Genomic DNA, 24,197 nt, shown 5'->3' with positions numbered 1-24,197 from the left:
GGTCGACCGGCCGCTGCGGCCTCGTCGTTGCGCCTTTCTGAGTGACGCCGCGCGGCGTCCGGTTCCACGCGAGCGCCGAACTTCCTTCGCGCCCCCCTTTTTGGATACCATTCCTTCGCCCCCGACACAGACCATGACCGCCGACCTCATCCTGCACCACTACCCGAGCTCGCCCTTCTCGGAAAAGATTCGCCTCGTCCTCGGCTACAAGAAGCTGCCGTGGCGCTCGGTCGAGGTGCCGCGGATCATGCCCAAGCCGGACGTGCTGCCGCTCACGGGCGGCTACCGCAGGACGCCCTTCCTGCAGGTCGGCGCCGACATCTACTGCGACACCGCACTCATCTGCGACGTGCTGGAGCACGTGCGCCCCGAGCCCACGCTCTATCCGCCGCATCTGAAGGGCGTGTGCCGCATCTTCGCGCAGTGGGCCGATTCCACGCTGTTCTGGGCCGCGATGGCGTACAACCTGAAGCCCGAAGGTGCCGCGCATGCTTTCGCCGGCGCACCGCCCGATGCGCGCAAGGCTTTCGCCGAAGACCGCAAGGCGATGTCCTCCAACATGGTTCGCCTGCGCCCGGGCGATGCCACGTCGGCCTACCGCTCCTACCTGCGGCGCATCGCGAACATGGCCGACGAACACGACTTCCTCTTCGGCGCGGCGCCATGCGTCGCGGACTTCGCGGCGTATCACGGCATCTGGTACACGCGCACGCAGGTGCCGGTGCTCGCGGACATCCTCAACGCCACGCCTTCGGTCGGTGAGTGGGCCAGCCGCATGGCGGCGATCGGCCACGGGCCGATGACGTCGCTCGATGCGGCCGATGCGATCGCCGTCGCCGCCGCGCTCGAGCCGCAGCCCGCGGGTGCCAACCTGCTCGTGGACAGCGCCTTCCAGGACGACCACGGCATCGCGCTCGGCACGCGCGTCACGATCGCCGCGGAAAGCTTCGGGCCCGAGACGACCGAAGGCGAGTTGATCGCGGCGACGCGGACGCACTACAGCCTGAGGCGAGAAGATGCGCGTGCCGGCGTCGTGCACGTGCACTTCCCGCGCATCGGCTATGTGCTGCGAAGGGCGGATGGCGCCTGAATCGGAACGCGCGCGATCCCGCATGAACTCCGCGCTCGGCTTCTGTCTCTTCGAAACCGCGATCGGCGAATGCGCGATCGGCTGGGATTCGCACACGCTCGTGGCCGTGCACCTGCCGGCCGACTCGCCCGAGCACTTGCGAAAGCGCATGGCGACGCGCCTCGAAACGCAAGAGACGCCGCCTCCGGCATTCGTCCAGGCGGCCATCGAACGCATCCGGCGCCTGCTGCAAGGCGAGGCCGACGACCTGATGGACCTGCCGCTCGCCATGGACGCCGTGCCGGAATTCCACCGGCGCGTCTATGAAGTCACGCGCGCGATTCCGCCCGGGCGCACGCTCACCTACGGCGAAGTCGCCCAACGCATCGGCGACCCCGGCGCCGCGCGCGCCGTGGGGCAGGCACTCGGGCTCAATCCGTTCGCACCCGTCGTGCCGTGCCATCGCGTGCTGGCCGCGGGCGGACGCTCCGGCGGCTTCTCGGCCGAAGGCGGCACCGCGACCAAGCTCAGGATGCTCGAAATCGAGCGGGCGCGCTTCGGCAGCGATCCGGGGCTCTTCGACTGACCGGGTCGAAAGGCGAGCGCCCCTCAGCCCGCCACCTCGAGCTCGGACACCACCTCGGTCACGCCCTGGGCGCCATAGGCCGTGCCGATCACCGCGTCGCGTTCGGCGAGCGAACCCACCCGGCCGCGCAGCGTGATGGTGCCGCCTTGCGCGTCCACAGCGATGCGGTCCGCCTCGCGGCGCGCATGCCGCGCGAGTGCCGCGGATATCTTCGCGCCGATGTCGCCCGCATCCGCGCGCGGCCTGAGCGTGATCTTGTTGTCGAGGTGGCGCACGCCCACGAGGTGCCTCAGGCACTGCTCGGCGCTCACGCGCTGGTATTCGTAGTCGACTTCGCCCTCGAGCGTCACCCAGCCGTCTTCCACTTCCGCGTGGACCTTGTCCTCGGGGACGAGCGAATGCCAGCGCAAGAGGTCTTCGGCGGCGGCGGCGATCTCGGCGTCGCTCCTGCGGTGCACGGGCTGCAGCTTCACGTCCACCATCGTCACGAGACCGCGCAGGCCCGCGACGCGCAGCGCCGCCGCTTCGGCCGCGCGCCGTTCGGAATACGTGCCGACCACGCCTTGCAGCGCCGCGACGCCGTTGCGCACGGACACATCGATTGCTTCGGCATTCACCTGCGGGTCGTATTCGAGCTCGGCGGCGACGTCCGCCTCGAGTTGCCTGTCGTCCTTCATGGTGGGCTCCTTCAGCCGCCATTCTTCGCGACACGGGCGCCGCTCCATTGAGCTGGCTCAACCAACGCTCACGTGCTGGAGGGGACTTTCGTATAGGTGCGAATCGCACCGCGCGGGCCCTAGCATGTTGCCCATCGCAGGGAGACCACCAAGCCATGCCTGGAACGCTTCGATTCCGTCGTTCAGCGTCCGTCGTTCGCGCGCATCAGAAGGTGCTGGCCGCCGTGGCCGCGGCGGCGGACCGTGCGCGGCAAATTCACGAAAAGCGGATCGACGCCGTCGTCGTCGCCTTGAGTCCCCAGCTGGAAGACGACGAAGCCTGGACGCAGGCCGTGCGCTCGGGCGCGACCCTGCTCGCGGGGCCGGTGCCTCGCCGCGAATCCGTGTGGCTGGATGTCGAGGAGATGGCGCGAGTGCTGCTGGAGGAGGTGAAGCTCGGCGAGCGCCTCAACGCGCGCCGGCCCGACGCCTTTCGCGCGGCCGCTCGCAACGTGCTCTACCGGGTTCGCAATCCGCAGGTGATCGCAAGGCATCTGGAAGAGTGCATCGACGACCCGGTCCTGAAGCTCGAAGAGCTGGACGTCGTTACGGCCGAGGTGGCCGCGTGCATGACGTCGGCGGAATGGGACGCGCTCAGGGCCTACGCGCGAGCCAGGGGAAAACCCCAGGCCACGCCGCCGGCGACGCTCAGGCGCCACACCAAAGGGCCGCGGTGACCGTGTCGCGTACTCAACCCGAGCAGGCGAGGCTCACGGCCTGAAGCGTGGTTCCGCCGCGAGGATCGAAGACCACCAGATTCACCTGCCGGGCATGCCCCGCTTCGGCGGCAACGGCGTTGAGCTTCAGGCGCTGCGCACCCTCGTACTTCCCCGCGGGCACGTATTGCCGCACCACGAAATCGTGCTGCAGGAATTCGCCCGCGTTTTCGCCGGCCTTCACCTTGCTCGCATGCCCGTTCTCGGTCACGGTCCAGTAGGCCGCCCACGGCGATGCGCCGCCAAGGGGCGACACGGCCGCTTCGAAAGCATCGTTGCCGGTGCGCTCGATCCGGACCGAAGCCCGCGCGGGCTCGGCCACGCCGCCCAGGGCCGATGAGAAATCGCGCCAGTCGCGGCCGTTACGCACCAGCTGCGGCGTGTAGATGCTCGCAAGGCCGTTGGCCGATGCGAGCTGGCGCTGGCGCGCGGTGTACGCAGGCGCGGCGAAGCGGTCCACCCAGCCGATGTAGTCCCAGTAGCCGACGTGGAAGGCCTCGGCAACGACGCGCCTCTGCGCGACCGCGGGCTTCAGCGTGGACAGCCACTTGTCCGCGGGCGGACAGGAGCTGCAGCCTTCGGAGGTGTAGAGCTCGATCACCGGCGTGATGGAGGCGCCGGACTGCGCGGCGCAGGCGGCGGCGGCCGAAGAAGCAGCCGCCGTTGCGGCGGCCAGGCCGACCGCGAGAGATTGCAGGAATCGCGTCATGGAAGCACCTCGAACAGGAGGTTACTTCCCTTCGTCGCGCGTCGCCAGCCGTTCTTACAGGCTTTCTTGCAGCCTTGCTGGCAATGATTCGCCCGCGCCTCAAAGCGGGTGGCGCACCCTCGGAGGCGGCTCGAGGGCGTCCTCGACGCGCCTGCGGGCTTCGAGCGACGGCTCGGCGCCCGCGGCGAAGCGCGCGTCCATGCGCCGCTCGAACTCGTCGAAGCGCATGATCGTCATGCGGTGGATGTTCTCCAGGTAGGTGCGCAAGTCGCGCTGCGCGCTCACGAGCGCCTTTTCGAACTCCGTGGCCGCGATCGCGTCGCGCTGGTGCAGCTCGCGCAGCTGCGCATCCATGTAGCGGCGCAGATCGTTGAAGCGCGATGCCTCGGCCCGCTCGGCCAGGTCGCGCTGCGTTTCCAGCTCGCGGTAGTAGTGGCGGCTTTCCACGAGCGTCTGCGTGCGATGCATGGCGCTCGCCGCGAGGAACACGATGAGCAAGGCGGCGACGATGCCCAGCATGATGAGGCCGAGCGACGCATCGGCCACGACGAAGCCGAAGCTGAGCGGCGCGGTGCGCGTGAACTCGTCCCAGTTGAAGGCCGCGAAGCCTGCAATCAGCAGGATGGCAACCACCAGCACGATGACTCTGGCTCGCATGGATTTTCTCCCTTGGGTGTGATCTGACCTCCATTCTCAACAGCAGCGGCCCGGAGCTTGTCAGCGCGCAGGCCGAACGCGTGTCCGCCCGCATGTGGCAAACTCGCGCGCTCGAAAAGATTCCGCATCGATTTTCAAAGTGCAAAACATCAACCGGCAGATCGCTGCCGAGCTGCGCGTGCAGGACCGCCAGGTCGACGCCGCGGTCGAGCTGCTCGACGGTGGCGCCACCGTGCCCTTCATCGCCCGCTATCGCAAGGAAGCCACGGGCGGTCTCGACGATACGCAGTTGCGCGAGCTCGAGTCGCGCCTGGGCTACCTGCGCGAACTCGAAGACCGGCGAGCCGCGGTGCTGAAGAGCATCGAGGAACAAGGCAAGCTCACGCCCGAATTGCGCGCCGCGGTCGTTGCCGCGCCGACCAAGCAGGAGCTCGAAGACATCTACCTTCCGTACAAGCCGAAACGCCGCACCAAGGGGCAGATCGCGCGCGAAGCCGGCATCGAGCCGCTGGCCGACAAGCTCTTCGCCGATCCGCGCCTGGACCCGGGCGTCGAGGCGCTTGCCTTCGTGAAGCAGGAAAAAGGCGAGGGCGGCGAGGACTTCACGACCGTGCCCGCGGTGCTCGACGGCGTGCGCGACATCCTCTCCGAACGCTGGGCCGAAGACGCCGCGCTCGTGCAGTCGCTTCGCGAATGGCTGTGGGCCGAAGGCCTGCTGCGTTCCCGGCTTGCGCCGGCCAAGGACGAGAACCATCCGGACGTCGCGAAGTTCCGCGACTATTTCGACTACGACGAACCCGTCGGCCGCGTGCCTTCGCATCGCGCGCTCGCGGTGTTTCGCGGTCGCGCACAGGAAGTGCTCGACGCGAAGCTCGTGCTGCCGGTGGAGCCCGAGCCCGGCCAGCCGTCGGTGGCCGAAGGGCGCATCGCGCTGCATCTCGGCTGGAGCCATCAAGGTCGCGCGGCCGACGACCTGCTTCGCAAATGCGTGGCGTGGACGTGGAAGGTGAAGCTGTCGCTTTCCACCGAACGCGATCTCTTCGCGCGGCTGCGCGAAGATGCGGAGAAGGTCGCGATCAAGGTCTTCGCGGACAACCTGCGCGACCTGCTGCTCGCCGCGCCCGCGGGGCCTCGCGTCGTGATGGGGCTCGACCCGGGCATCCGCACGGGCGTGAAGGTGGCGGTGGTCGATGCGACGGGCAAGCTCGTGGAGACGGCGACCGTCTATCCGCACGAGCCGCGGCGCGACTGGGAAGGCTCGCTGCACACGCTCGGGCTCATCGCGCGCAAGCACGGCGTGAACCTGATTGCGATCGGCAACGGCACCGCGAGCCGCGAAACGGACAAGCTCGCCGCCGATCTCATGAAGCGCGTGGACGGCATGCAGCGCGTGGTGGTGAGCGAGGCGGGCGCCTCGGTCTATTCCGCGAGCGAGTTCGCGGCGCAGGAAATGCCGGACGTGGACGTGAGCCTGCGCGGCGCGGCGAGCATCGCGCGGCGGCTGCAGGACCCGCTTGCGGAACTCGTGAAGATCGAGCCGAAGTCCATCGGCGTCGGGCAGTACCAGCACGACGTGAACCAGAGCGAGCTCGCGCGGGCGCTCGATGCGGTCGTGGAGGACTGCGTGAACTCGGTCGGCGTGGACCTGAACACGGCGAGCGTGCCGCTGCTCGCGCGCGTGTCGGGCCTGAGCGGCTCGGTTGCGAAGGCCGTCGTGCGATGGCGCGAATCGCACGGCGCGTTCCGCAGCCGGCAGCAGTTGCTGGAGGTGAGCGGCCTCGGGCCCAAGACCTTCGAGCAGAGCGCGGGGTTCCTGCGCATCCGCGATGGCGAGAATCCGCTCGACATGACGGGCGTGCACCCGGAGACGTATCCGGTCGTGGAGAAGATCCTCTCGCAGGTGAAGAGGCCCGTCACCGAGCTGATGGGCCGGGCCGAGATGCTGCGCACGCTCAGACCCGAGTTGTTCGCGAACGAGAAGTTCGGCGTGATCACCGTGAAGGACATCCTCGGCGAACTGGAAAAGCCCGGCCGCGATCCGCGCCCCGATTTCCAGGTGGCGCGTTTCAACGACGGCGTCGAAGACATCGCCGACCTGCGCCCGGGCATGGTGCTCGAAGGCACGGTGAGCAACGTCGCGGCGTTCGGTGCGTTCGTGGACATCGGCGTGCACCAGGATGGGCTCGTGCACGTGAGCCAGCTGGCGGACCGCTTCGTGAAGGATGCGCGCGAAGTCGTGAAGACCGGCGCGATCGTGAAGGTGAAGGTGGTGGAGATCGACGTGGCGCGCAAGCGGATCGGGCTCACCATGAAGCTCGGCGAGTCGCGGCCGCGCGAGGGCGCGGACAATCGATTCGAAGGCGCGGCGCGGGGGCAGCGCGCACCGCGGCAGGAACATCTGCAAGGCGCGATGGCCGGTGCGTTCGCGAAGCTGCAGCAGCCCCGGAAGTGAATCCGCAGGGCGGGGTGCCTTCCGGCGACCCCACTCTACAATTTCCTGCGTGAAAGCCCTCAGGATCTACGCCGGGCCCGCCGCGCGCAGGCACATCGAACAACACGGCCTGCGCGCGCGCGACGTCGGTATCGTGCCGGCCGCCGCCGGCGGGCCCAAGGGCCTCATCCTCGGGCCGCTCGACCGGTTTGTCTTCGGCCAATGGCTGCCGACATCGCAGCAGCCCGTTCACCTCGTCGGCGCCTCCATCGGCGCGTGGCGCATGGCGACGGCATGTCTGGACGACAGCGTGCGCGCCTTCGAGCGGCTCGAAGCCGACTACATCTCGCAGGACTACGAGCTTCCGCCCGGGCGACGCACGCCGACCGCCGAGCACGTGTCGGAGCGCTTCGGCGAGAGCCTGCAATCCTTCTATGGCGGCCGGGTGCACGAGGTGCTCGCGCATCCGCGCTATCGGCTGCATATCGTCACCTCGCGCGGGCGCCACATGCTCGGGCGCGAGCACAAGGTCGGCACGCCGCTCGGGTACCTCGGCGCATTTCTCAGCAACACGCTGCATCGCAAGGCGATGGGCGCGTGGCTCGAACGCGTGGTGTTCTCGAATTCAGCGGACATGCTTCCCTTCGGCACGACCGACTACCGCACACGTCGCGTCACGCTCACCGATGCAAACTTCCGGCACGCGCTGCAGGCGAGCTGCTCGATTCCCTTCGTGCTGAAGGCCGTGCACGACATTCCCGGTGCGCCGCCGGGCGCGTACTGGGACGGCGGCATCACCGACTATCACCTGCATCTGGACTACCGCGTGCCCAGCGAAGCGCCGATCGTGCTCTATCCGCATTTCCAGAAGGCGGTCGTGCCCGGCTGGCTGGACAAGGGACTGAAGTGGCGGCATCGGGCCAGCGCCTTTCTCGACAGCACGATCGTGCTCGCGCCCGATCCGCAGTGGGTCGCGCGGCTGCCGAACCGGAAACTGCCGGATCGAACGGACTTCGCGCGCTACGGCACGGACCTGCGCGCGCGCATGGCGGCCTGGACTGCGGCGGTGTCCGCGAGCCGCGAGCTCGCCGACGAATTCGCGCAGTGGCTCGCGCAGCCCGATCCCGGACTCGTGCACGCGCTTTGACCGGTCACATCGACGCTTCCAGCATCGCCTCGTAGTCCGCCACACTCGCCTCGCGCGGGTTCGTCTTGTGGCAGTGATCGGCCAGCGCCCCCTGGATGATCCGCGGATACCAGTCGCGCTGCACGCCCATTTCCGCGAGCCCCGAGGGCAGGCCGAGCCGCGCGTTCATCTCCTTGATCGCCTGCGCGACGTCGCCACCCGCACCGAGCCCCATCGCATGCGCCATCTTCTCGATGCGACGGTTCCTGCGCACCGATTCGTTCTCGGCATTGAAACGGATCACCGCCGGCAGGAACATCGCGTTGAGCGTGCCGTGATGCAGCCGCGGGTCCACGCCGCCCAGGCTGTGGCTGAGCGAATGGACGCAGCCCAGTCCCTTCTGGAACGCCATCGCGCCTTGCATCGACGCGCTCATCAGGTGGAAGCGCGCCTCGCGGTCGCTGCCGTCGCGCGTGGCGCGTTCGATGTGCGCCCAGCCGCGCTCCAGCCCGTCGAGCGCAATGCCGTCGGCGGGCGGATTGAACGCTGCCGACATGAAAGTCTCCATGCAATGCGCAATGGCATCCATGCCGGTCGCGGCCGTGAGCTTCGGCGGCAGGCCGAGCGTGAGCTCGGGGTCGCAGATCGCCGTCTTCGGCACGAGGTGCCATGAGTGAAAGCCGAGCTTGCGATGATCGTCGACGATGATGATCGCCCCGCGCGCGACTTCGCTGCCCGTCCCGCTCGTCGTCGGTACCGCGATGAGCGGCGCGGCGCGCTCGGTGATGCGCGGCGAACCGCCTTCGATGGTTGCGTAGTGCGTGAGCGGTCCGTCGTGCGTGGCCATGATCGCCACGCCCTTCGCGCAGTCGATCGCGGAGCCGCCGCCGACCGCGACGAGTCCGTCGCAGCGCTCGGACTTGTAGATCGCGACCGCCGCGCGCACGGCGGCCTCGGTCGGATTCGACGGCGTCTGGTCGAACACCGCATGCGGCATGTCGCCCAGCGCATCCAGGGCCTGTTGCAGCACGCCGGCCGCCTTCACGCCGGGGTCGGTCACGACCAGCGGCTTCGTGATGCCCGCTCGGCCGCATTCCTGCTTCAGAAGGCGAATGGCGCCGAAATCGAACTGGACCTGCGTGATGTAGTAGATGAGTGACATGCTGCCGCCGCTGTACGATGGAGGAAGTCCACTTTAGACGAGCCGGGACATCGTGAGAATCCCCAAGGAGTCTGCGCGGCACTCGTTCCTTGCGCAGTACCCCGAACTGACGCCCGCCATGCGCTCCGTGCTCGAGCGTATGGCCCGGTTGAAGCATCCGCCTCTGTACACGCTTTTGCCTGTGCAGGCGCGCGCGGCATACGAGGCCGGAGCCGGCGTGCTCGAAGTGCCGAAGGCGGCGCTCGAACGCGTCGAGGATCTGACGATTCCGACGCGCGACGGCGCGGCAATCTCCGCGCGCCTCTACGCGCCGGATGCTTCGGCACTCGCGGTCCTCGTGTATTTCCACGGCGGCGGCTTCACGATCGGCAGCGTCGCGACGCACGACGTGCTCTGCCGCGAACTCGCGCGGCTTTCGGGCTGCGCCGTCGTTTCGGTGGGGTATCGTCTCGCGCCCGAACACCGCTTCCCCACGGCCACGAACGACGCTTGGGATGCGGTGCGGTGGCTGCTCGCGAACGGGCCCACGCTTCGGATCGACACCAAGCGCATCGCGTTCGGCGGCGACAGCGCGGGCGGCACGATCGCGGCCGTGTGCGCCATCCTCGCGCGCGACGCGAAGCTCGAGCCCAGGCTGCAACTGCTCTTCTACCCGGGCTGCGCGGGCTGGCCGCTGTCGGCTTCGCATCAGCGCTATCACGAAGGTCTGCTGCTGGAGCAGGCGCACATCGAATACTTCTTCGCCAACTACGTCGACGATGCCGACCGCGAGGACTGGCGCTTCGCGCCGCTCAACGCGGACGACCTCGAGGGCGTGGCGCCGGCCTGGTTCGGGCTGGCGGAGTGCGACCCGATCTTCGACGATGCGCTCGCGTACGCGGATAAACTGCGCGCAGCCGGCGTGGCCGTCGACCTGGAAATCTACCGCGGCGTCACGCACGAATTCATCAAGATGGGCCGCGCGCTGCCCGAGGCGAGGCAGGCGCATGCCGACGCGGCGGCGGCCCTGCGCAAGGCAACCATGTCATGACACGCGACGATTTCAGGTTCTTTCACCGCCTTCGGGTCCGCTGGGCGGAAGTGGACATGCAGAGGATCGTGTTCAACGCGCACTACCTCATGTACTTCGACACGGCGGTCGCAGACTACTGGCGCGCGCTCGCGATGCCGTACGACGAGGCGATGGAGCTGCTGGAAGGCGACATCTTCCTGAAGAAGGCGGGCGTGGAATTCCACGCGTCGGCGCGCATGGACGAGATGCTCGACGTCGCGCTGAAGTGCAGCCGCGTCGGCAATTCGTCGATGGCCTTCACGGGCGCGATCTTCCGCGGCGAGCAGCTTCTCATCACGTGCGAGCTGCTCTACGTCTTCGCCGATCCGAAGACGCAGACGTCGCGCCCGGTGCCGCCGAAGCTGCGCGAGATGCTCGCAGGCTACGAGGCGGGCGAGCCGCTCGTGGATGTTCGCCTGGGTGGCTGGGACGAGCTCGGCTCGGACGCTCGACGCATTCGCACGGAAGTGTTCATCGACGAGCAGCGCATTCCCGCGGAACTCGAATGGGACGAAGCGGACCTCGCGTCGGTGCATGCGGTCGCGTACAACCGGCTCGGGCAGGCGATTGCCACCGGGCGGCTGCTGCCCGCGGTCGATGGATCGGCGAAGGTCGGCCGCATGGCGGTGAACAAGGTGCTCAGAGGCTGGGGCTTCGGCGAACAGGTGCTGCGCGCGCTCGCGCACGCGGCTGCCAGGCGCGGCGATCGTGAACTCGTGCTGCATGCGCAGCGCACGGCGATTCCGTTCTATGCGCGCCTGGGCTTCGCGCCGCGCGGTGAATCGTTCGTCGAAGCGGGGATTCCGCACCAGGAAATGACAGCGGCGTTGCCGCTGGCGGATTGACCGCGCACCCGATGGCCCGCAAACGCCGCAATCCGGAAAGAACACTCGCTCCCGCGGCGGCCGCGGCCGCGGTCGCTCCGGCCGGTGCCGCATTCGTGGCTGCCGCGGAGCAGGCGGCACTTCGATTGCCGGCGGAATCGACGACCGGCAACTGGACCGTGTGGATTCTCGCGCTCATGATGTTCATCGCGCCGGCCGCGGGAGCGCCCACGGAGGAACTGCTGCAGGACACGCTGAAATCCATCATCGTGTCGTTCGCCGTGCTGCTGGCGGCGCTGCACTTCTTCTGGCGGCTGCGCGGTCAGGCGCAGCCGCTGCGCTGGCACGGCGCGATCGCATTGCCGCTCGCGCTGCTGGCCTATGCGCTGGGCAGCACGGTCTGGTCGCACACGTATCTCGCTTCGGTCGAGGCCATCCGCTGGTTTCTTTTCAGCCTGATCGTTTGGCTCGGCCTGAACACCTTCTCGCGCGAGCGGTTGCCGGTGCTCTTCTGGGGCATCCATCTCGGTGCCGTGGTCGCGGCATTGTGGGCGGCGCTGCAGTTCTGGGGCGACTTCACCTTCTTCCCGCAGGGCCCGCACCCGGCCTCCACGTTCGTGAACCGCAACTTCTTCGCCGAATTCGCGGTGAGCACGCTGCCGTTCTCGGCGGTGCTGCTCGCGCGTGCGCGGCGCAGTGCCGCGATCGCGATCCTTGCCGCGACCACCGGGCTCGTCATCGTCGCGATCCTGATGACGGGAACGCGCGCGGCGCTCTTCGCGATGTGGCTGCTGGTGCTCGTCGTGCTGCCGCTCGCGGCGTGGCGGTGCCGCGAGGAGTTCACGATGCGCGAGTGGAGCCGCGGCATGCGCATCCTGGCCGCGGGCGTGCTGTTCGCCACCGTCGCCGGGCTGGGTTCGATCCCGAGCGGCGACCCGAAGCTGCTCGCCGAAGGCCGCGGCACGACGGCGATCCAGCGCGGCTTCATCCGCACCCAGTCGATCCGGCCCGACGACGTCTCGCTCGGCATCCGCCAGATCATGTGGCGCGCGACGCTGCGTCTCATCGCGGCGCGGCCCGTCACCGGCGTCGGCGCGGGCGCCTGGGAAAACGACATCCCGCTCTACCAGGCCGAGGGCAGCCAGCTCGAAACCGACTACTACGCCCACAACGAATACCTGCAGCTCATTGCCGAGTACGGCCTCGTCGGCTGGGCATTCCTCGGATTCATGGGCTGGTGGCTGCTGCGCTGCGCAGAGCACACCTGGAAGCCCGAGAACGATGCGCAGCGCGCCGATCGACCCTGGCGAGTCGCCGCGCTCGCGAGTCTCTTCGCGTTCTTCGTGGTGAGCAACGTCGGGTTTCCCTGGCGGATGGCCGCCACGGGCGCGCTCTTCGCGATCGGTCTCGGCATCCTCGCGGCCTGCGAAGCGCGTTGCGGCCTGGGCGGGATGCTGGGCGCAAGAGCGATGCGATGGCCCGCGCGAGCCAACAGCATGGCGATCGGCGCGGCGGTCGCGTGCCTCGCGCTGGCCGCGTACATCACCGAGCAGGCCGTGGAGTGCGAACAGAAGATCGTGCGCGCCATCAAGATCGCGCTCATGGTCACGGCCTCCGGCAGCCCGAACGATCCTGCCTGGCAGCCGGCCAGGCACACGTTGCTGCAGCTCATCCGCGAAGGCATCGACATCAACCCGCACTACCGCAAGATCACGCCCATGGTCGCCGACGAGCTCGCGAAATGGGGCGACTGGCAAAACGCGACGTGGATCTGGGAAAGCGTGCTCGAATCGCGACCGCACGTGGTGGCGATCCTGTGCAACGTCGCCCGGGGCTATGCTTCGGCCGGCGAGCCGCAGAAGGCGCGCGACTACCTCGCGCGCGCCGCGGCGATCCAGCCCAACGCGCCGGCCGTGCGATCGCTCGAAGTCGTGCTCCTGAGCCGCACCGGCCACGACGCGGAGGCGCTGCAACTCGCGCGCCAGTCGATCGCGCAGGACATCTACGACATCGACATGCTGAATGCGGCGTTCGTCCTGGGTTCGCGCGCGCACGACGTGCCGACCGCCGAGAACGCGCTCGCGCTGCGGATGCGCGCCTTTCCCGAAACGCGCGCCCTGGGATGGATCCAGCTCGGGACGCTCTATGCCAACGAGTCGCACGACCACGCGAAGGCGCTCGGGGCGTATCGCAAAGGCTTCGAACTCGCTACGGCTGCCGAGCGCAACGCATGGGAGGTGCACGTGCCGCTCGAATTTCGCGCGGAGCTCGGCCTCACCGGGCCGGCGGCACCCGCGGCAGCTCAGACGTCTTCGAGCAAGAGATAGGGCAGCTGCAGCATCTCGAGCGTCGGGCCGTCGGCGCTTCCGAGCGTGAGGCGTCCACCCTGCGCGGCGGCGACCTGCATCGACACGATCGCGTCGCTGCCGCCTTCGGGCGCGGGCGAGGCCTGCGCCACGATGCCCGCCGGCTGCTGGGCATCCGACTCGTGGAATATCTCCTGCCCCGCGTGCATCGGCGCCTGGGCATGAACGAGGTAGCCGCGGCGCTTCAGCGTTCCGCGAAACTGGCTGCGTGCCACGACCTCCTGGCCCGGATAGCACCCCTTCTTGAAGTTGACGCCGCCGACCGATTCGTAGTTGAGCATCTGCGGCACGAAAGCTTCGGCGACCGCGGCTTGCAGCGTTGCGACGCCGCTGCGTACCTCGCTCCAGCGCCACAGGTCGAGCGGCAGGGCCGGGAAGCCGGGCTCGGCAGCGCCGGCCGGCGCCACCCAGAGCACCCGGGCCTGGTCGTCCGCCGGGTAGAGCGTGATGACATCGGCCTCGCCGCAGCGGCGCATCGTCCAAGGCGTGCTTTCGATGCCGCAGAGGCCCTGGGTGGATGGCCCCGCGATCCCGCGCAACATGAATTCATCCGTGGCGTCCGTGAGCTTCGCCTTCGCGCGCAGCACGAACATCGACAGCCGCTTCAGCGTGGGCGCGAGCAAGTCGCGGCTGCACACGAGCAGGAGCTCGTCGTCGGAACGCCGGAATGCGATGAAGCTCGCCAGCATGCGGCCCTTGGCGTTGCAAAACGCGGCGAGCCGCGCGTGGTCGCCGGCGAGGGCAGCGAAGTCCTGCGTGAGCTGGCTGTGCAGGAAGGAGGCGGCGTCGGCCCCCTGCGCCCGGATCACGCCGAGGTGGGGCAGTTCGGTCGCGCCGTCGAGGAGTGCGGTCATGCTGAATTATCATCGGCGCATCGATCTCATACCTGACGTGGGGGCTAAGCGGCGAGTGCGGCGTTTTCTGTTGAGGCTCAGTCTGTTGGCGGGGATGACCGTGCTCGGCGCGGCGGGCTGGGCGGCCTGGTGGGTGTACCACCCGCTCACGCTGCGAGCGCCTTCGCTCGACCTGTCGATCGAGCCGGGGACTCTGCCCCGCGCCGTGGCGGTCGCTGTGCGCGATGCCGGTGTCGACGTCAATCCCGACTTGCTGCACGCGTGGTTCCGGCTTTCGGGCCAGGACAAGGCGATTCGCGCGGGCAGCTACGAACTCACGACCGGCATCACGCCGCACCGGCTGCTCGCGAAGCTCGCGCGCGGCGACGAAAGCCTGCGCGCGGTGACGCTCGTCGAAGGCTGGAACATCCGGCAGGTGCGCGCGGCGCTCGCCAGGGCCGATTCGCTCAAGCCCACGACCGCGAACCTCACCGACGAAGCGCTGATGACGCAGCTCGGCCGCGCCGGCGTGCATCCGGAAGGGCGATTCTTCCCCGATACGTACACGTATTCGAAAGGGTCGAGCGACCTCGCCGTCTACCGGCGCGCCCTTCGCGCGATGGACAAGCGCCTGGCCGCCGCCTGGGCGCAGCGCAGCGCCGCGTGCGCCGCCAAGACAGCCGACGAAGCGCTCATCGTCGCGAGCATCGTCGAGAAGGAGACCGGCCGTGCCGAGGACCGGGCGCTCATCTCGGCCGTCTTCAACAACCGCCTGCGAATGGGCATGCCGCTGCAAACGGACCCCACTGTCATCTACGGCCTGGGCCCCGCGTTCGACGGCAACCTGCGCAAGACGGACCTGCTGCGCGACACGCCCTGGAACACCTACACGCGCTCCGGCCTGCCGCCGACGCCGATTTCCATGCCGGGCAAGGCGTCGCTGCTCGCCGCCGTGCGTCCCGCGGCGGGGAACGTCCTTTACTTCGTCTCGCGCGGCGACGGCAGCAGTCATTTCAGTGCGACACTCGGTGAGCACAACAAGGCGGTCAACCGATTCCAGCGCGGCCAATGAAGCCGGGACTCTTCATCACGTTCGAAGGCATCGACGGAGCCGGCAAGTCCACCCACGTCGAGGCGCTTGCGGCCGCATTCCGGCAGGCGGGGCGCGCGCTCGTCGTCACGCGCGAGCCCGGCGGCACGCCGGTGGCGGAGCAGTTGCGCGTGCTCGCGCTCGGCGCGCCGATGGACGCGCTGGCCGAAGCGCTCGTGATGTTCGCCGCCCGGCGCGACCACCTGCTGCAGGTGATCGAGCCGGCTCTCGCCCGCGGCGACGTGGTGCTGTGCGACCGGTTCACCGATGCGACCTTCGCGTACCAAGGCGGCGGCCGCGGCTTCGACTGGACGGTGCTCGCTCAGCTCGAGCGCTGGGTACAGCGCACGCCCGCGTGCGAGCTGCGCGAGCCGCACCTCACGCTGCTATTCGAGCTCGCGCCGGAAGTGGCGGCCACTCGGCTGGCCGGCGCGCGCGCACCCGACAAGTTCGAGGCCGAGCCGGTGGAATTCTTCCGCCGCGTGGCGCAAGCCTATGCGCGACGCGCGCAGGAGGATGCCGCCCGGTTCGCGCGCATCGATGCGGATCGGCCGCGTGAAGCGGTCTGGAACTCGGTCGTCGGCGCCGTGCGCGAGAGAGGATGGCTCGCTTGATGGCGCCCTGGATCGCGAAGCAACTGCGCGAGCTGCTGGCGCAGCGCGGCCATGCGTGGCTGCTGCAGGGACCTTCCGGGCTCGGCCAGTACGAGCTCGGGCTGGCGCTCGTGCGGGCCTGGTTGTGCGACCGGCTGCGGGAGGAGGGCGCCTGCGGCGAATGCGAGAGCTGCCATTCGATCGAGGTCCACGCGCACACCGACCTCGCGGTCCTGATGCCGGAGACGGTGATGCTGCAACTGGGATGGCCGCTGTCGCAGAAGGCGCAGGAGGCCATCGACAAAAAGGAGCGCAAGCCCAGCAAGGACATCCGTGTGGAGGCGATGCGCGACACGGTCGAATTCGCGCAGCGCACGAGCGGGCGCGGGCGCGGCAAGGCGGTGCTCGTCTATCCGGCCGAGCGCATGAATCACGTCACGGCCAGCGCGCTTCTGAAGACGCTGGAGGAGCCGCCCGGCGATGTGCGCTTCGTGCTCGCGAGCGAGTCGGCGCATCAGCTGCTGCCCACGATCCGCAGCCGCTGCCTGGGCCACACGCTGCATTGGCCCGATGCGCAGGAGGCCCGGCCCTGGCTCGTGCGCCAAGGTGTTGGAGAGGCTGCCGCATCGGCGCTGCTGCGCGCGGCGGGCGGGCGCCCCAACGAGGCGCTTCGGATGCACGCGGCCGGAGTCGACGCGCTCGCCTGGTCGCAGCTGCCCAGGGCGCTGGCACGCGGTGAGCCCGGTGCGCTGGCGGACTGGGCGCCCGCCGGGATCGTGGAGGCGATGCAGAAGGTGTGCCACGACGTGCTGGCCGTCGGCTCCGGCGCGGCACCGCGATTTTTCGAGCGGGCGGATCTTCCGCGCGAAGTGCCGTTGCATGCCATGACGGACTGGTCGAAGGAGCTCGCCCAGGCCGCCCGGACGGCGGAGCATCCGTTCAATGCGGGGCTGATGCTGGAAGCACTTGTGAGCCGGGCCCGCTGCGCCCTAAACTCGGGTGGACCGCCATGAACGCACCCGCCCCCAGCACGCCACGCCCGAGCGTCATCCAGCTCGCCATCAAGGAGAAGGCGGCGCTTTATGCGGCGTACATCCCCTTGTTCTCCGACGGGGGCGTGTTCATTCCCTCGACGCGCGACTACAAGCTGGGCGATGACGTGTACGTGCTGCTGTCCCTGCCGGACGACCCGCAGCGCTACCCGGTCGCGGGCAAGGTGGCGTGGGTGACGCCCCCTCGCGCCGCGGCCAACCGCACGCAGGGCGTCGGCATCCGGTTTCCGACGGACGAAAAATCCAAGCTGCTGAAGATCAAGATCGAGGAAATCCTGGGCGGCCATCTGGCATCCGAGCGGCCCACCCAGACGATCTAGAGCCAGCCTAGAATTTGCCTACGAGGCCGGTCTTGCCGGCCTTCTTGTCGTCTGCCTTCACACATGTTCGTCGATTCGCATTGCCACCTGAGCTTTCCCGAGCTCGCGTCCCGCCTCCCCGAAATCCGCCAGGCCATGGCCGAGGCGCGGGTCGACCGCGCTTTGTGCATCTGCACGACGCTGGAGGAATTCGAGCAGGTCCATGCGCTCGCGACCACCTACGAGAACTTCTGGGCCACGGTCGGCGTGCACCCCGACAACGAAGACATCCTGGAGCCGACGCTCGAGATGCTCGCTGAACTGTCCGGACGGCCGAAGGTCGTGGCCATCGGCGAGACCGGGCTCGACTACTACCAGATGGAAGAGCGCAAGGGCGGGCGAAGCATCGCCGACCTCGACTGGCAACGGGAGCGCTTTCGCACGCACATCCGGGCGGCGCGGCAGGTCGGCAAGCCGCTCGTGATCCACACGCGAGCCGCGTCGGACGATACGATCGCGATCCTGAAGGAGGAGGGCGAAGACGGTTCTGCCGGATCGGCCGGCGGCGTGTTCCACTGCTTCACCGAGACGGCGCAGGTGGCGCGCGCCGCGCTGGACCTGGGCTTCAGCATCTCGTTTTCGGGAATCATCACGTTCAGGAACGCGGCGGACCTGCGCGAAGTCGCGGGCTTCGTGCCGCTCGACCGTTTGCTGATCGAGACGGACAGCCCCTACCTCGCGCCCGTGCCGTTTCGCGGCAAGACCAACGATCCGTCGAAGGTTGTGTACGTGGCGAAGCAGATCGCGGAAGTCCGCGGCATGTCCGTGGAGGCGGTCGCGCAGGCCACGAGCGCCAATTTCGAGCGGCTTTTTCGCGTGGCTTCCTCATGAGAATCTGCATGAGGAGATTGCTGTATCTCCTTCTGGCATTTTGTCTTTGTTCCGCGCGGGCCGGATCGTATGAGGACTGGTTCCGGGCGATCCACCGGGACGATGCCGCCGAGGTGCTGAGCCTGCTGAAGCGCGGTTTCGACGCGAACACGCTCGATCCTCAGGGCGTGCACGGGCTCTACACGGCGCTCAGGGTCGAGTCGGTCCAGGTCGCGGATGTCCTGATCGACTGGCCGAAAACCAACGTCGAGTGGCGCACGCCGCAGGACGAAAGTCCGCTCATGATGGCGGCGCTCAAGGGTGATACCGAGCTCGTGCGCAAGCTGATCGCGCGCGATGCGGACGTCAACAAGCCCGGCTGGGCGCCGTTGCACTATGCCGCCACGGGCGGGCATCTGAAGATCATGAAGATGCTGCTGGATGCCTATGCGTTCATCGATGCGCAGTCGCCCAACGGCACGACGCCGCTCATGATGGCGGCCCGCTATGGCTCGCCGCAGGCCGTGCGGCTGCTGCTCGATGCCGGCGCCGATACGCAGATGCGAAACCAGCAGGGTCTCACGGCGCTCGACTTCGCGCGGCAGGGCGAGCGCCCCGACTCCGTGCGGATGCTGGCGGCGGCGAGACAGGCCAAGCCTCAGCCGATGGGCAAGTGGTAGCGGTAGCGGTAGCGGCCTACAGCCGCGTCGGGGTCACTTCACTGCGCAGGCGCTGATCAGCTGGACGCCCGGCGCCATGGTCCGGGTGTCCGCCTGGCAGCGCGCGAGGTCTGCGTAGTGACTCTGCACGGGAACGCCTGGCGGGTTGTACATCAGCGTGGCCTTGGCCTGCATTGCGCTGCCGATCGAATCGGGCTGGCAGCGCGCGCTGCGGCCGGCGGCGCTTTGGACCTTGGCGCAGAAGTCGTTGTTCGGATAGTCGAACTGACGAATCGGCGTGCCGTTCGCATCGCGGTACACGAGATACTTGCCGGGCGTGGACGGTGGCTGGCTTGCGCATCCGGCCAGCACGGCGGCGCCCACGAGGATGAGTTGGCGGATCGTTGGCATGGAGCCTCCCAAAACTGTCTTGCATGCTCTTGCGGCACGTTTGTACATCGGGGACGGTCTCGTGTGGTCTCAGCGTAACGAGGCATCCTGGGGACGGTTCGTATTTGATACGATGTATATTATGTCAAATTACTTCTGAGGGTTGCTCTCCGCGAACGCTGGCTGGCTGCAGCGAAACTCACTCGCGGCCTAGGACTGCCCCCTCACTCCGGCATGGCCACGCGCGCGTTGGTCAGCAGCGCCTGCAGTTGCTCGAAGGAAACCGGCTTGACCAGATGGCCGTTGAAACCCGCCTGCGCGGCGCGGCGCTTGTCGTCGGCGCTGCCGTAGCCTGTCAGCGCATGCAGGTTCGACGAGTTGCCGAAGCGCCGGCGCCATTCGCGCGCCGTGGCATACCCGTCCATGCCAGGCAGCCCGATGTCAAGCAGCACGATGTCAGGCTGCCCTAACGCCTGGGCGAGTTCCAGCGCATGGGCACCGTCGTGCGCCACCGACACCTCTGCGCCCATGAGTCGCAGGATCTCGGCCAGCGACTGCGCGGCATCGACGTTGTCATCGACGACCATCACCCTCGCATGAAGCCGGTCCGGTGTCCCTGGCGTACCCGCAGGGGCGCTGCGCACAGGCGGCGCGACCAGCGGCAGCAGGACGTGAAACGTGCTCCCCTGGCCCGGGCCCGCGCTTTCCGCGCGCACTGTACCTCCGTGCGATTCAATCAGCATCCGCACCAGCGTGAGGCCAATACCCAAGCCGCCGGGGGCCCGGTCCAGTGAGCCGGGCACCTGCGTGAACATCTCGAAGATGGTGCCGAGCATCTCCTTCGGAATGCCCACCCCGTTGTCGCTGATGCGAACGCATGCCTGCGCCTCGTCCTGCAGAACCTGAACCTCGATCCGGCCGCCGGGCGGCGTGTACTTCGCCGCGTTGTTCAGCAGGTTCGAGAACACCTGGGTCAGGCGCACACGGTCGCCGTGCACGTGCAGCGGCACCTGGGCGTCGACGACGCGCACGCAATGACCGCGGCTTTCCACGAGCGGCCGGCTCGCGTCGAGCGAAGCGGCGAGCAATTCGTCCAGGCGCAGAACCTCGCGGCGCAGCTCGATCAAGCCTCGGCTCACGCGGGATACGTCGAGCAGGTCGTCCACAAGGTGGGTGAGCTGGTGAAGCTGCCGCGTCATCACGGCCAACTGCCGATCCAGGAGCGCGGGATCGCGTTCGAGGGACCTGCGCATGATCTCGATCGCGCTGGTCATGGGCGCGAGCGGATTGCGCAGTTCGTGCGCCAGCATGGCCAGGAATTCGTCCTTGCGCTGGTGCTCGGAGCGCAGCTGCTGATTCAGTTCGGCTGCCGCCCCACGCGCGGCGTCGAGCGCCTGGGCGAGGTGGCGCGCCTTGGCGGCCGCGGCACGCGCATCCGCCGCCTCCGCGAGCCCGATCGCCCTTGCCTGCTGCGCGCGCAAGACCGCGCAAAGCAGCGGCAGGGCGGCCTCGAATTCGTGCGGAAAGGCAATCTTCGTTCCTGCCGCCAACACAAAAGCGCAGTGCCCCGAGGCGCGGGCATGCGCGATGAACTCGCGCCCGTCGATGTCCACTGTGGCAGTGAACTCGCCCGGCTCCCGGCAACGGACGAGGAACTCGCGCCAGCGCGGCCCCGCGGTCAGCGTTTTGGGCATGCCGGTTGCCGGCAACAACAGGCCGAGCTCCCTGTCGACTACGTACAGGAGCAAATGGGCGGCGCCGAGGGCCCGGGCGATTTCGCTTGACGCCTCATACCGCCGCGTCTCGTCGCCGAGCGCGTCGATCAGGGACCGGAGGGGGCCCACCGTCATGCTTACCCCGGAAGCACACAGACCACGGCGGTGCAGTTGTGGAAGCCCCCGAACTGGCCTTCGGCGCGCGCGATCTGGCCATAGGTATTGCAGCCGACGAATGCAGCGGGCGCCAGCAGGCGCGCGCAGGCCTGCAATTCGTCCTCGAACGCGCGGCCGAGGCGCAGCCGCGTCGCGACGCAGTCGAAGACGAAGGCTCCAGCCGGCTTTTCTCCGGCGAGCGCCTTCAGCGCCGCGGCCGTGGCGGTGCGCGCCGCTTGCACGGCCGAATCGGCCGTCGTCTTCATCACATGGATCACCGCGCCCTCCGGCACTGCCGCGGCGCACAGGACCGAGCCGCTTTCGCCGATCGCCAGTGGCACCCGCAGCCGGTAGCCTTCGTCGGCGCGGATGCCCAGCACGTTGTGCAGGAAAAACGGCATCGGGTCCTGCTCGTCGAACGCCTGGCCGGTTCGCTGTGCGTGCTCGCGCAACACCTCGACCGCCGGCATCCCGTTGATGCCGATGACGCGCGTGCCCTCCGATTCCGTCACGCGCAGCGCCGGTCCCGCAGGCTCCCAGCCATGCGCGACGCCGACTCCCACCGGCTTGCTCGAAAGAATCTCCAGCGCCGAAACCGCGTTGTTGTAGGCCTGCGTGCCCGCGAACACATGCGTCGTGTCGAACCGCCCGTCGTCACCCGCCCCGCCGCCGAAGAAACGGTAGTTGCCCCCGGTAGCCAGCGTCAGTTCCTCGACCAGCGTATCGGTGTGGCCGGCGAGTGCGTCGGTCATGACCAGCGCGCTGCGATGCGGCAGCGCCGGCTTCGCGATGCCGCGAAAAGCTTCCAGCAGCTGGCCCGCCGCATCCTTGGCGTTGCTGCTCACGCCCTGCCCAAGTCCGACGGCGAACTTCATGTTGGCCGAGCGGATGCCCAGCGCAGAGACCTGGCCTTCTCCGCGCGACTGGTTCGTGAACTCGCCCGCCGACGACGCGCCGGCTATCACGGTCGTGCCGGCGGCCTCGGCGAGCGCCTTGAGGAGCGCCGGATAGTCGTGCTGCGCGGACGCGAAGACGACGATCGCGTCCGCGGCCGCGCCGCCGAAGGCGGTGCGGATGCCGGCTCCGAGCTCGATGCCGGCGCGCGCGCTGTCGCGCTGTTCGGTGATGGCGATGTGGGTCTGGGTCATAGTTGCCTTGCCAATGAGTTTGACGGGCTAGTTTGCGTCAGCATGCTCTGACGAGCTGTAGGCCGCAGCCGACGGTTCGCTCGGGCGCCCCACCCCCAACTGCAGAGCTGCACACGCCCATCGCGCGCCGCAACGGTGTTAAAAATGCGTGCACGCAACGCCTCGGCAGGCTCAACGATGAGTTCGATTCACAACTTCATGGCAGGCGGCGGTGAAATGGGGGCCCGCATGCGCGCGCACGATTGGGCCGGCACGCCGCTCGGCGCGATCGAACAATGGCCTCAGAGCCTGCGCAGCGCGGTGAGCATCATGTTGCCTTCGAAGGCCCAGATCTGCATGTTCTGGGGCCCCGAGCTCACGTTTCTGTACAACGACGCCTATCGACCCGTCCTCGGATCGAAGCACCCCGCGGCGATGGGACTTCCGATCAGCCATGTGTGGAGCGAGCTGTGGGATGTCGGCCTGAAGGACCTGTTCGACGGCGTCTTGAACACGGGCGAGGCATTCCGCGCCGAAGCGTTTCCCTTCTTCCTGGAGCGCCACGGCTACGCGGAGGAAACGTATTTCGACATCTCCTACGACCCGGTGCGCGATGAGTCCGGGCGCGTCGGTGGCGTCTTCTGCATCGTCAGCGAAAAGACCGGGCGGGTCATCGGCGAGCGGCGGCTGCGCACGCTGCGCGACCTCGGGCGCGTTGCAAGCCAGGCGCAGTCCACGAGCGAGGCCTTTCGCAAGGCGGCCGAGGTGCTGGGCGGCAATCCGCTCGACCTGCCGTTCGCGCTGCTGTGCGCGGCCGAGGGCGACTCCGTGCCGAGGCCCATGGCATGCTGCGGACTCGACGAGCCGATGCCGCCCTCGCTGAAGGAACATCTGGCCGAGTGCACGGCGTTCACCGTGCTGCCGGCCCGCGCGATCGGCAACGCTGTCGCTGCCGCCGCCCCGTGGCCCGACCCTGTGCGCGAAGTCGTGGCCGTGCCGCTTGCGACCGCAGGCGAAGGACGCGGCAGCTGGCTTGTCTGCGGCATCAGCGCGCGACGCGCCCTCGACGACGACTATCGCGACTTCATCCAGATGGTCGCATCGAGCATCGGTGCCGCGGTGGACAACGCGCGCCGGTCGGAGGACGAACGCCGCCGAGCGGAACAACTCGCCGAGCTCGACCGGGCCAAGACCGCGTTCTTCAGCAATGTGAGCCACGAGTTCCGCACGCCGCTCACGCTGCTGATGGGGCCCGTTGCCGATGCGCTGGCCGACTCGACTCGGCCGCTGCCCGAGGTGCACCGCGAGCGGCTCGAGATGGTCCAGCGCAGCGCCTTGCGCCTGCACAAACTGGTCAACAGCCTGCTCGATTTTTCGCGCGTCGAAGCCGGGCGCGCGCAGGCGAACTACGTGGCCACGGACCTCGGGGCGTTCACGGCCGAACTGGCAAGCACGTTCCGCTCGGCGATGGACAAGGCGGGGCTGCGCTTCGTCGTCGACTCCCCGGCGTGCGAGGAGCCCGCCTTTGTCGACCGCGACCTGTGGGAAAAGATCGTCCTGAATCTGCTGTCGAACGCGTTCAAGTTCACTTTCGAAGGAGAGGTGGCCATCCGCTTGCGTCGCGTGGATGCGGGCTTCGAGCTGAACGTGCGAGACACCGGCGTGGGCATCCCGGAGGACGCATTGCCGCGGATGTTCGAACGCTTCCACCGCGTCGAGGGCGCGCGCAGCCGCACGCACGAAGGCTCCGGCATCGGGCTGGCGCTGGTGCAGGAGCTCGCGCGCCTGCACGGCGGCCATGCCAGCGTCGAAAGCGTCCAAGGCGCTGGCAGCTGCTTCACCGTCACGATTCCGGCGGGCGTCGCGCATCTCGACCCCGCGCGCATCGGGCGCGCGCCCGGCCTGACGCGCACGGCCGTCGGCGCGGCGGCCTTCGTCGAAGAAGCCCTGCGATGGTTGCCCGGCGAGCCCGCGCCCGCGCCCGCGCCCGCGCCCGCGCA

At 68.5% G+C, this 24,197-nt stretch carries 23 protein-coding genes; 15 read left to right on the top strand and 8 right to left on the bottom strand.

Annotation, left to right across the window (positions count from 1 at the left end):
- The first annotated feature begins 133 nt into the window (after window positions 1-133).
- Entirely contained in the window at window positions 134-1,090 is a 957-nt protein-coding gene (locus VHA82_RS07410) for a glutathione S-transferase family protein (protein WP_325542018.1), read from the top strand.
- A gap of 22 nt (window positions 1,091-1,112) precedes the next feature.
- Entirely contained in the window at window positions 1,113-1,655 is a 543-nt protein-coding gene (locus VHA82_RS07405) for an MGMT family protein (RefSeq protein ID WP_325542016.1), read from the top strand.
- Window positions 1,656-1,678: 23 nt separating this feature from the next.
- Here the strand turns inward: VHA82_RS07405 and VHA82_RS07400 are convergent, their stop codons facing one another.
- Window positions 1,679-2,332 (bottom strand): BON domain-containing protein, encoded by a 654-nt coding sequence (locus tag VHA82_RS07400; RefSeq protein WP_325542014.1) that lies wholly within the window; start codon window positions 2,330-2,332, stop codon window positions 1,679-1,681.
- A 155-nt stretch (window positions 2,333-2,487) separates the two neighbouring features.
- Here VHA82_RS07400 and VHA82_RS07395 point away from each other — a divergent pair, with 155 nt between their 5' ends.
- Window positions 2,488-3,048: a hypothetical protein gene (locus VHA82_RS07395; RefSeq protein ID WP_325542012.1), complete on the top strand. Its 561-nt coding sequence runs from the start codon at window positions 2,488-2,490 to the stop codon at window positions 3,046-3,048.
- A gap of 13 nt (window positions 3,049-3,061) precedes the next feature.
- Here VHA82_RS07395 and VHA82_RS07390 read toward each other — a convergent pair whose 3' ends face one another.
- Both VHA82_RS07390 and VHA82_RS07385 read right to left on the bottom strand, forming a co-directional pair.
- Entirely contained in the window at window positions 3,062-3,796 is a 735-nt protein-coding gene (locus tag VHA82_RS07390) for a DUF1223 domain-containing protein (protein WP_325542010.1), read from the bottom strand.
- 99 nt (window positions 3,797-3,895) lie between these two features.
- A complete protein-coding gene (locus VHA82_RS07385) occupies window positions 3,896-4,453 on the bottom strand; it encodes a hypothetical protein (protein ID WP_325542008.1) in 558 nt (185 codons plus the stop codon).
- A gap of 139 nt (window positions 4,454-4,592) precedes the next feature.
- On the opposite strand from VHA82_RS07385, the gene VHA82_RS07380 reads away from it, so the two are divergent.
- Window positions 4,593-6,905 (top strand): Tex family protein, encoded by a 2,313-nt coding sequence (locus VHA82_RS07380; protein ID WP_325542006.1) that lies wholly within the window; start codon window positions 4,593-4,595, stop codon window positions 6,903-6,905.
- A 49-nt stretch (window positions 6,906-6,954) separates the two neighbouring features.
- Window positions 6,955-8,031, top strand: a complete 1,077-nt coding sequence (locus tag VHA82_RS07375) for a patatin-like phospholipase family protein (RefSeq protein ID WP_325542004.1) — start codon at window positions 6,955-6,957, stop codon at window positions 8,029-8,031.
- Between the two features lie 4 nt (window positions 8,032-8,035).
- Here the strand turns inward: VHA82_RS07375 and VHA82_RS07370 are convergent, their stop codons facing one another.
- Window positions 8,036-9,172 carry an iron-containing alcohol dehydrogenase gene (locus VHA82_RS07370; protein ID WP_325542002.1) on the bottom strand — a complete coding sequence of 379 codons (1,137 nt, stop codon included), beginning with the start codon at window positions 9,170-9,172 and terminating at the stop codon, window positions 8,036-8,038.
- Between the two features lie 118 nt (window positions 9,173-9,290).
- Between VHA82_RS07370 and VHA82_RS07365 the strand changes: the two genes are divergently transcribed.
- Genes VHA82_RS07365 through VHA82_RS07355 form a run of 3 tightly spaced genes read left to right on the top strand, consistent with a single transcriptional unit; the run spans window position 9,291 to window position 13,374 of the window.
- Window positions 9,291-10,202: an alpha/beta hydrolase gene (locus VHA82_RS07365; RefSeq protein WP_325542207.1), complete on the top strand. Its 912-nt coding sequence runs from the start codon at window positions 9,291-9,293 to the stop codon at window positions 10,200-10,202.
- On the top strand, window positions 10,199-11,068 hold the full coding sequence (locus tag VHA82_RS07360) for a YbgC/FadM family acyl-CoA thioesterase (protein ID WP_325542000.1): 870 nt from the start codon (window positions 10,199-10,201) through the stop codon (window positions 11,066-11,068). The genes VHA82_RS07365 and VHA82_RS07360 overlap by 4 nt, the downstream gene beginning before the upstream one ends.
- Window positions 11,069-11,079: 11 nt before the next feature.
- Entirely contained in the window at window positions 11,080-13,374 is a 2,295-nt protein-coding gene (locus VHA82_RS07355; RefSeq protein WP_325541998.1) for an O-antigen ligase family protein, read from the top strand.
- Here VHA82_RS07355 and VHA82_RS07350 read toward each other — a convergent pair.
- Window positions 13,350-14,267, bottom strand: a complete 918-nt coding sequence (locus tag VHA82_RS07350) for a folate-binding protein (protein ID WP_325541996.1) — start codon at window positions 14,265-14,267, stop codon at window positions 13,350-13,352. The two genes, VHA82_RS07355 and VHA82_RS07350, sit on opposite strands and share 25 nt — an antisense overlap.
- A gap of 94 nt (window positions 14,268-14,361) precedes the next feature.
- On the opposite strand from VHA82_RS07350, the gene mltG reads away from it, so the two are divergent.
- The 6 genes from mltG to VHA82_RS07320 all read left to right on the top strand — a co-directional run bounded on the left by mltG (window position 14,362) and on the right by VHA82_RS07320 (window position 18,830).
- Window positions 14,362-15,318, top strand: a complete 957-nt coding sequence (gene mltG / locus VHA82_RS07345; RefSeq protein WP_325542205.1) for an endolytic transglycosylase MltG — start codon at window positions 14,362-14,364, stop codon at window positions 15,316-15,318.
- Window positions 15,315-15,950, top strand: coding sequence for a dTMP kinase (tmk, locus tag VHA82_RS07340; RefSeq protein ID WP_325541994.1), 636 nt, complete (start codon window positions 15,315-15,317; stop codon window positions 15,948-15,950). The genes mltG and tmk overlap by 4 nt, the downstream gene beginning before the upstream one ends.
- Window positions 15,950-16,942 carry a DNA polymerase III subunit delta' gene (locus tag VHA82_RS07335; RefSeq protein ID WP_325541992.1) on the top strand — a complete coding sequence of 331 codons (993 nt, stop codon included), beginning with the start codon at window positions 15,950-15,952 and terminating at the stop codon, window positions 16,940-16,942. Before tmk ends, VHA82_RS07335 begins: the two co-directional genes overlap by 1 nt.
- Window positions 16,939-17,301, top strand: coding sequence for a PilZ domain-containing protein (locus VHA82_RS07330; RefSeq protein ID WP_325541990.1), 363 nt, complete (start codon window positions 16,939-16,941; stop codon window positions 17,299-17,301). The genes VHA82_RS07335 and VHA82_RS07330 overlap by 4 nt, the downstream gene beginning before the upstream one ends.
- 63 nt (window positions 17,302-17,364) lie before the next feature.
- The gene (locus tag VHA82_RS07325; RefSeq protein WP_325541988.1) at window positions 17,365-18,171 is read left to right on the top strand and encodes a TatD family hydrolase; all 807 of its coding nucleotides are present in this window, start codon (window positions 17,365-17,367) and stop codon (window positions 18,169-18,171) included.
- Window positions 18,168-18,830: an ankyrin repeat domain-containing protein gene (locus tag VHA82_RS07320; RefSeq protein WP_325541985.1), complete on the top strand. Its 663-nt coding sequence runs from the start codon at window positions 18,168-18,170 to the stop codon at window positions 18,828-18,830. Before VHA82_RS07325 ends, VHA82_RS07320 begins: the two co-directional genes overlap by 4 nt.
- 33 nt (window positions 18,831-18,863) lie before the next feature.
- Here the strand turns inward: VHA82_RS07320 and VHA82_RS07315 are convergent, their stop codons facing one another.
- The 3 genes from VHA82_RS07315 to VHA82_RS07305 all read right to left on the bottom strand — a co-directional run bounded on the left by VHA82_RS07315 (window position 18,864) and on the right by VHA82_RS07305 (window position 22,218).
- Window positions 18,864-19,220: a hypothetical protein gene (locus tag VHA82_RS07315; RefSeq protein ID WP_325541983.1), complete on the bottom strand. Its 357-nt coding sequence runs from the start codon at window positions 19,218-19,220 to the stop codon at window positions 18,864-18,866.
- Between the two features lie 203 nt (window positions 19,221-19,423).
- Window positions 19,424-21,049, bottom strand: coding sequence for a hybrid sensor histidine kinase/response regulator (locus VHA82_RS07310; RefSeq protein ID WP_325541981.1), 1,626 nt, complete (start codon window positions 21,047-21,049; stop codon window positions 19,424-19,426).
- A gap of 2 nt (window positions 21,050-21,051) precedes the next feature.
- Window positions 21,052-22,218, bottom strand: coding sequence for an FIST signal transduction protein (locus tag VHA82_RS07305; RefSeq protein WP_325541979.1), 1,167 nt, complete (start codon window positions 22,216-22,218; stop codon window positions 21,052-21,054).
- 177 nt (window positions 22,219-22,395) lie between these two features.
- Between VHA82_RS07305 and VHA82_RS07300 the strand changes: the two genes are divergently transcribed.
- On the top strand, window positions 22,396-24,197 hold a 1,802-nt coding region (locus VHA82_RS07300), incomplete at its 3' end, for an ATP-binding protein (protein WP_325541977.1).

It is taken from the genome of Ramlibacter sp. (genome assembly GCF_035548915.1).
Taxonomy (GTDB): Bacteria; Pseudomonadota; Gammaproteobacteria; order Burkholderiales; family Burkholderiaceae_C; genus Ramlibacter.
This window is presented reverse-complemented; position numbering and strand designations above follow the sequence as displayed.

Coding starts and splice junctions, on each gene's coding strand:
- VHA82_RS07410 (WP_325542018.1), top strand. CDS start 134: ATGACCGCCGACCTCATCCTGCACCACTACCCGAGCTCGCCCTTCTCG.
- VHA82_RS07405 (WP_325542016.1), top strand. CDS start 1,113: ATGAACTCCGCGCTCGGCTTCTGTCTCTTCGAAACCGCGATCGGCGAA.
- VHA82_RS07400 (WP_325542014.1), bottom strand. CDS start 2,332: ATGAAGGACGACAGGCAACTCGAGGCGGACGTCGCCGCCGAGCTCGAA.
- VHA82_RS07395 (WP_325542012.1), top strand. CDS start 2,488: ATGCCTGGAACGCTTCGATTCCGTCGTTCAGCGTCCGTCGTTCGCGCG.
- VHA82_RS07390 (WP_325542010.1), bottom strand. CDS start 3,796: ATGACGCGATTCCTGCAATCTCTCGCGGTCGGCCTGGCCGCCGCAACG.
- VHA82_RS07385 (WP_325542008.1), bottom strand. CDS start 4,453: ATGCGAGCCAGAGTCATCGTGCTGGTGGTTGCCATCCTGCTGATTGCA.
- VHA82_RS07370 (WP_325542002.1), bottom strand. CDS start 9,172: ATGTCACTCATCTACTACATCACGCAGGTCCAGTTCGATTTCGGCGCC.
- VHA82_RS07365 (WP_325542207.1), top strand. CDS start 9,291: ATGCGCTCCGTGCTCGAGCGTATGGCCCGGTTGAAGCATCCGCCTCTG.
- VHA82_RS07360 (WP_325542000.1), top strand. CDS start 10,199: ATGACACGCGACGATTTCAGGTTCTTTCACCGCCTTCGGGTCCGCTGG.
- VHA82_RS07355 (WP_325541998.1), top strand. CDS start 11,080: ATGGCCCGCAAACGCCGCAATCCGGAAAGAACACTCGCTCCCGCGGCG.
- VHA82_RS07350 (WP_325541996.1), bottom strand. CDS start 14,267: ATGACCGCACTCCTCGACGGCGCGACCGAACTGCCCCACCTCGGCGTG.
- mltG (WP_325542205.1), top strand. CDS start 14,362: ATGACCGTGCTCGGCGCGGCGGGCTGGGCGGCCTGGTGGGTGTACCAC.
- tmk (WP_325541994.1), top strand. CDS start 15,315: ATGAAGCCGGGACTCTTCATCACGTTCGAAGGCATCGACGGAGCCGGC.
- VHA82_RS07335 (WP_325541992.1), top strand. CDS start 15,950: ATGGCGCCCTGGATCGCGAAGCAACTGCGCGAGCTGCTGGCGCAGCGC.
- VHA82_RS07330 (WP_325541990.1), top strand. CDS start 16,939: ATGAACGCACCCGCCCCCAGCACGCCACGCCCGAGCGTCATCCAGCTC.
- VHA82_RS07325 (WP_325541988.1), top strand. CDS start 17,365: ATGTTCGTCGATTCGCATTGCCACCTGAGCTTTCCCGAGCTCGCGTCC.
- VHA82_RS07320 (WP_325541985.1), top strand. CDS start 18,168: ATGAGAATCTGCATGAGGAGATTGCTGTATCTCCTTCTGGCATTTTGT.
- VHA82_RS07315 (WP_325541983.1), bottom strand. CDS start 19,220: ATGCCAACGATCCGCCAACTCATCCTCGTGGGCGCCGCCGTGCTGGCC.
- VHA82_RS07310 (WP_325541981.1), bottom strand. CDS start 21,049: ATGACGGTGGGCCCCCTCCGGTCCCTGATCGACGCGCTCGGCGACGAG.
- VHA82_RS07305 (WP_325541979.1), bottom strand. CDS start 22,218: ATGACCCAGACCCACATCGCCATCACCGAACAGCGCGACAGCGCGCGC.